This window comes from Deltaproteobacteria bacterium (genome assembly GCA_019308995.1).
Taxonomy (GTDB): Bacteria; Desulfobacterota; Desulfarculia; order Adiutricales; family JAFDHD01; genus JAFDHD01.
In genome coordinates this window covers 1-5,653 of record JAFDHD010000159.1, presented here as the reverse complement: position 1 = coordinate 5,653, position 5,653 = coordinate 1, and the positions used below count along the sequence as shown (strand labels likewise).

The following is a 5,653-nucleotide window of genomic DNA, read 5'->3' as shown; positions in this document are numbered from 1 at the left end:
TCTTTTTTTCGGCCTGTATTATTCGGTATAATAACTTTGTTCTTGACCTTTACGGTCAGGACGTTATCAGTTTAGTTTGATCATTTTAATCAATATATGCAATTTTGTGAAAGTCTGTCAAGTTTTTTTTATTTAAAACCTCTGAAGCGTTAAGATTGAATTGATATTGCCGGTGTTTCAAAGATTATGGCGTGACATTAACCTCTGGCGGCTTGTAATCAGGCCCGGGGTCGGCCGGGATAGCCTGCCGCTTGCAGTTAGGGGCCATTGCCGTATAATCAGTGTGATCCATACGAAAGAGGGAATAATCAAATGACGCGTCTGGATAAAATTCTGCGGTTGTTTATCGCTTTTGCGGGCCTTTTGTGCATTCTCTGGTTCAGTATGCTGGAAGACGCCTGGCCGGCGACCAGGCCGCTCCCGGTCTGGACCAGCCCCGGGATTTCCGGCTGGCAGGACTATCCCTTCTGCCGCAAGCCCTCGTGGACCCTGCATCAGGAGCTCTGGCAGGATTTTAACGACCTGCCTCTCTGGGGTCAGCGCGGCCGTATCGTCTACATCTCCCCTTCGCGAACGGAGCTCCACGATATTCAAGCCCTGAAGGATTCTGGTGCGGGGATTATTCATATCGGCGCTATCAAGCGCATCACCCCGGACCTGACCGGCCGACTCAAAGAGCTTGACCTGCCGCTCGTAATCCGGCTGGAAGGCCAATTTTTCTTTGGACGGGATTACACGCAGCTCATGGCCCGGCTTCGCCCCGGCGGGTGGGTCAGCGGGCACGTGTACAACGCCAACATGCGGTGGTATGAAAAGTACGCGCCCAGCCTGGCCGCCACCAAGATTTTACGGGACGGTCAGCCGATCATCGAATACCAAGGCAGCCCCTTGGCCCAGCGCCGGGACCTGAGCTACATGCATCCGGCCAGCATCCAGATGCGCCAGGCCTATCTCCGTGAAACCCTCCTCGGCGAACAGGTTTTTGATCGGCCCGTTGATCTGGCGTGCGGCGGAGAGGTAGCCGGTGTATTCTGGGACAACCCTGGCAATGCAGCCGTGAGCTATGATCCTTACAGCGTCCGGTATGTCGCCCGTGAATTTGAAAAGACCTTCGACCGGCGTCTGCGCCAGCGGTTTAATGAGTGGTATGACGAACAATGGCAGACGAGTCCGAGGTTCCAAAAGAAGCATGCCAGCCCGGACAACAAGGACAGGCTTTTTCAAGGCCGTTACGAGATGTGGTACGGCGATCCGCCCACGCTCTGGATGCTCGAAAAGGACCGCTCCATACAGCGCTGGTGGGAAAAAACCTGGGCCGACGCCTACGCCGGTTACTACGCCTGGCAGTATAAATACCTCCAGCGCGAAATCGCCCCTCGTTTGAAAAAAAGGCATGTCTTCGTCGGAGGCAACTTCAAGTTCATCTGGTCCAACGCCTCCTGGGATTACTACCTCTTTGCCTGGCCAACGCTCGACCTGCTCGGTCCGTGTGAAGGCCGGCCCGTATATACCAATAAGTATGCCCCGGGCTTCAAACTGGCCCTGGCGGCCTCGAATGGCAAGCCCGCCGGGCTTTTCAAGCTCAGGCCAGGCCGAATCCAGGCCGCCGAGGCCCTGGCCTGCCTGGGCGTCGTGACGAACGAACCGCCCGGGTTTCGCCGGTTCCACGTCACCAACATGGACCTTTATCACAACGCCAGGCCCGGGGCGCGCACGGCCCTGCTCTATCACCTCGAAGACGGGCTCCATCACAGCGAGATCGCCGCCATCAGCCGCCTGTGCGGCCTGATATGGCGCGCCGGGCGAGCGCTGGAAATCATTACGGAGCGGCATCTTTCGCAACGCGTGCTGCGCGGCTTCGACCTGGTCATTCTGCCGGGCTTTCAGTTCACTAGACGCGATATTAACGGCCTTAAGGATTACCTTTGGCAAGGAGGCCGCCTGCTTTTAATCGGGGACAACACTGACGAAAAGGGCCGGTATCTGGCCGCGAGCCTGGCCGGGCTGGCTCCGTGGACCAACGGCCAGAAACCAATGGGCCAGGGCCGCCTGCTCAATATAGCGGCGCAGCTGATCACGCCGCAGCAGATGGACCAGGCGCTTGAAAAACTCGGCCTCCTTAACGGCTGCCAGATCGTTCAGCCCGCCAGGGCCGATATCCTCCTCAATATCCTCAAGCAACCGGAGCAAGGCCTGACAGGAATCCATCTGGTTAACTATACCGGACAACCGGTGGAGAACCTCAAGCTGCGGCTGTCAGACGACCTTCACGCTAGTTTTCTGGCGTGGATTTCGCCTTCGGGCGGCGAGCAGGTCCTGAAAGCGGAAAATGGTCAGGTCATTGTGCCGTCCCTGGACATATACGGAGTGCTTGTGGCCTGCCCTGACCCTCGCACACAGGCCGCGGTCATTGAGCGCAACCGCGCCTGCCGGTTTAAGGCCGCCGGAAGACCACCGGCCGCAGTCAAACTCCAAGGCAGCATCTTGCAGGATGAAAAAAGGCTTGAGACACTGAGGCCGGGCGAGAAGCTGTGCCATTTGCGGTCTTTTTCCAAGGCAGGCTACAGGCGCGTGGACGCCGACCTTGTGACGCGCGGAAAAGCCAGGGTCGGCCGAGCTCAGAAAATCAGCCTTGACTTTCATAAGATCGGAATCTGGTCTTCAAAGCTGGTTCATATGGACAAAATCGCGCTGGTCATGGTGCATATTCAAACCGGGGAAAGAGAGACTGTGCCCGTGGAAATGGGAAAAAGAAAGGGCGCGGGCAGCAGCCGGGCAGAGGGTAAAAGCGACGATTTGTACCTGCCGCTGCCAACCCCGGTGCTGCGGCGTTCATATGTGTACTGGACGCCCCAGAGGCCGGGCCGGTATCAGCTTTATCTTTCCTACCGCTACGCGCATGAGGCGTTTGACGGTCGGCCTGACACCCGGGGGAAAACGCGCCGCTACCAGCTCGACGATTATTTCTTCAGCCGTCCTTTTCTCAAGATCGTCTATGAGGACAAGCTGCCCGGTCTGGTCGTTGACGTGGAGCCATAAGTTCACCTGATTGTAGGTCAGGGTGGCTTGCGAAGCGAGGCTCCCTGACATTGATAGGCGGCCGGCTGGAAAGCCTGCCCCACAGAATTAATACAAAGTGTTATTATAGCAATTATCATGGATGTTCCTTTTGGCTTCCTGGTTTCGGAATCTACATCGGAACATTTTTTTGGCAATTGCTTTTTACATATAAAAAAGGCAGGGCACGTTTCCAGCCCTGCCTTTGATGTCAGCCGCGAGCGGCTATTTGTCCGCGATGGTTGAAATGAAGCAGCCTCCACTGCCGCTGTCCGCCGAGGGACTGAATGATGAACTGAAACTACGCGGCGGCGCAGGCGGCTTTTCAAGGCCGTCCTGTTCAACCCGGGTCTGGCGGGTCGTGGAACGCGTCACTGGCAGGGCCGTAAAAAAGACCTGGCCGGGGTACGGAGTCAGATTGAGCAGCCAGCCGCCTGTCCCTGCTGGCAGGGTTAAGGCTGGCACGTAATCGCCGTTTGACCAGACCCAGAAGACCGACTGGGTAATCTGGTTGTTTCCATGGGTCAGGTAAACCACGGTCGAACCCTGCTTGATCAGGATTGATTCCACGCTGATTTCAAAATTGAAGGGGTTGCCGATGAGGTTCCAGCCTGGAGCGAGCTCCATGAAGTACCCGCTTTCACCCATGGGGCCTTCAACCACCGGCGTCTCGGTCCCTTCAAAGGTCAGGGTCTGGCCGTGTCGAAATAAGAACCAGGCCGCAGAGCCAGGCTCAGCATCGCTAATATTCTCGCTGAAGGGATATTCCGCAAATTCCTGGTTATCAGAGTCATAGGCCGCGATGCGCACCAGGTTCGTGTCATAAGTCCCGATCTGGCTGCCAATCAATGTCGCGGGATCGAGTTCGTCAGGCATGAGAGGCAGGGCCAGAATCCGGTAGTCGGCCACGGTCGTGCCCGGCGGCAGGGTCACTGAATAGGTGCTCGCCGAGCCAAGAAATACCCCATAAACGTCTCCCTCGGTAAATGTATCCATATCTTCCACTAACACTAAAGCCGCATTGGTTAGTACCCCGAAATACCTGCTGCCGTCAAAGAAGAAGAATGGTCCGAGAGGAACCTTGCCCCCCACCGTCTCAGCAATGATGAACCAATCGCCAACCGGGTTGAAATTGATATCATAAAGTCTTCCCTTTCTAGTCAAGGAAGATCCTCCAAAGCCTTCGGTCATTGTTACCAGGTAGTCAGTACCGTCGAAACTCACCTGGGGGAAATGCTGGTTCCCTGCCGCGTTGCTAATAGGAAGCCTCGAACCGACGCTTCCGGACGTGCTCACAAATCGGCCGTAAATGTCCCACTCGCCATTGATCTCATCATGAAATGTTACCAAATACTTGGTTCCGTCAAAGACGACATTGGTGGGGTTATCACTTGGATAGCTGTTGCTGTCGATTACAAAGCTTGAGCCGACCAGGTCCCTGGCCGGGCTGATGAACTGGCCATAGATATCAGTGTCATTGGTGTCTTCATTAAAGACGACCAGGTAGTTGGTCCCGTCAAAGGCCAGGGCCATATTGCTGCCCGGAGCGCTGCTGATCTGGATCTCTCCCCCGACCAGGCTCCCGGAATTTGAAACGAGTTGGCCGTAAACATACCAGGGGCCTATGTCTTCCCCGGCTGAATAACGGCCGTCCTTCCAGACCACCAAATAGTTGGTCCCGTCAAAGGCAATACCGGTAATCTCCTGATTCCCGGCAGCCGTGCTGATGGGGAAGGGGGCCCCGACCAGGGTTCCCGAGGGGCTGATAAACCGGCCGTAGATGTCGTCATTGGGATGGGTGGCGTCATCCGTCCAGACCATCAGGTAATTGGTCCCGTCAAAGGCCACCAGGGGCACTCCCCCGGTTCGGCCGATAGATATCCGGGAGCCGACCAATGACCCGCTCCGAGAGACCAACTGGGCGGTGATATTGTAATGGGCCGCGGGATCCCCCTGGATACCCACCAGGTAGTTGGTCCCGTCAAAGGCCGCACTAAGAGCCATCTCGCTTGCAGCGGTCACGGCAATGGGAAACGTACTAACCGCAACAGCCGAATAGACGGGGCTGAAGGTCGCTTTGGCCACGCCCCAGGATAATCCGTCATAACCATCGTTTCCATTGGTGGCATCTACATAGTAGTCAGCGGCCCAGGCGGTTGAACAAAGGCCAAAGACCAGCACCAATACCAGTAGCGCCACCTTTTGATAAAATTTTCTGCTCATGACCTGCCTCACTTTTTTTGATTGTGTTTAGCCTTGATAACGGTTGCAGCCCTTTAAGGGTAAGTAGCTATTTCCACCAAAATGTTGTCAAGCTATTATGCTTGATCTGCGACAAAGCTTCTCCTCATAAATAGAGGCTGCTACCTCTGTCATTGTGTTTCTTTAGATTCAATCCTAATTATTAAGGCATAATTTAAAAAAATTGCAATAAAAAAAGCAAGGGCTTCCGAAATTGAACCATTTGCGTTGTAACGGATTTAGCTCACGGCGCAGACTTTCCACTGAATCATGCTGAAAAACTATCCCGGCTAATATCGAGTTCCATACCGCTCGGACTGGATAATCATCACGGCCCTTCCCTCGGTCCTTCTCA

The 5,653-nt window shown here is 55.2% G+C and carries 2 protein-coding genes; one reads left to right on the top strand and one right to left on the bottom strand.

Going from position 1 to position 5,653, the window contains the following annotated elements:
• Nucleotides 1-312 precede the first annotated feature (312 nt).
• Nucleotides 313-3,039: a hypothetical protein gene (locus tag JRI95_16035; protein ID MBW2063053.1), complete on the top strand. Its 2,727-nt coding sequence runs from the start codon at nt 313-315 to the stop codon at nt 3,037-3,039.
• Nucleotides 3,040-3,282: 243 nt separating this feature from the next.
• On the opposite strand, the gene JRI95_16030 is transcribed toward JRI95_16035, so the two are convergent.
• On the bottom strand, nt 3,283-5,280 hold the full coding sequence (locus JRI95_16030; GenBank protein ID MBW2063052.1) for a hypothetical protein: 1,998 nt from the start codon (nt 5,278-5,280) through the stop codon (nt 3,283-3,285).
• Nucleotides 5,281-5,653 lie beyond the last annotated feature (373 nt).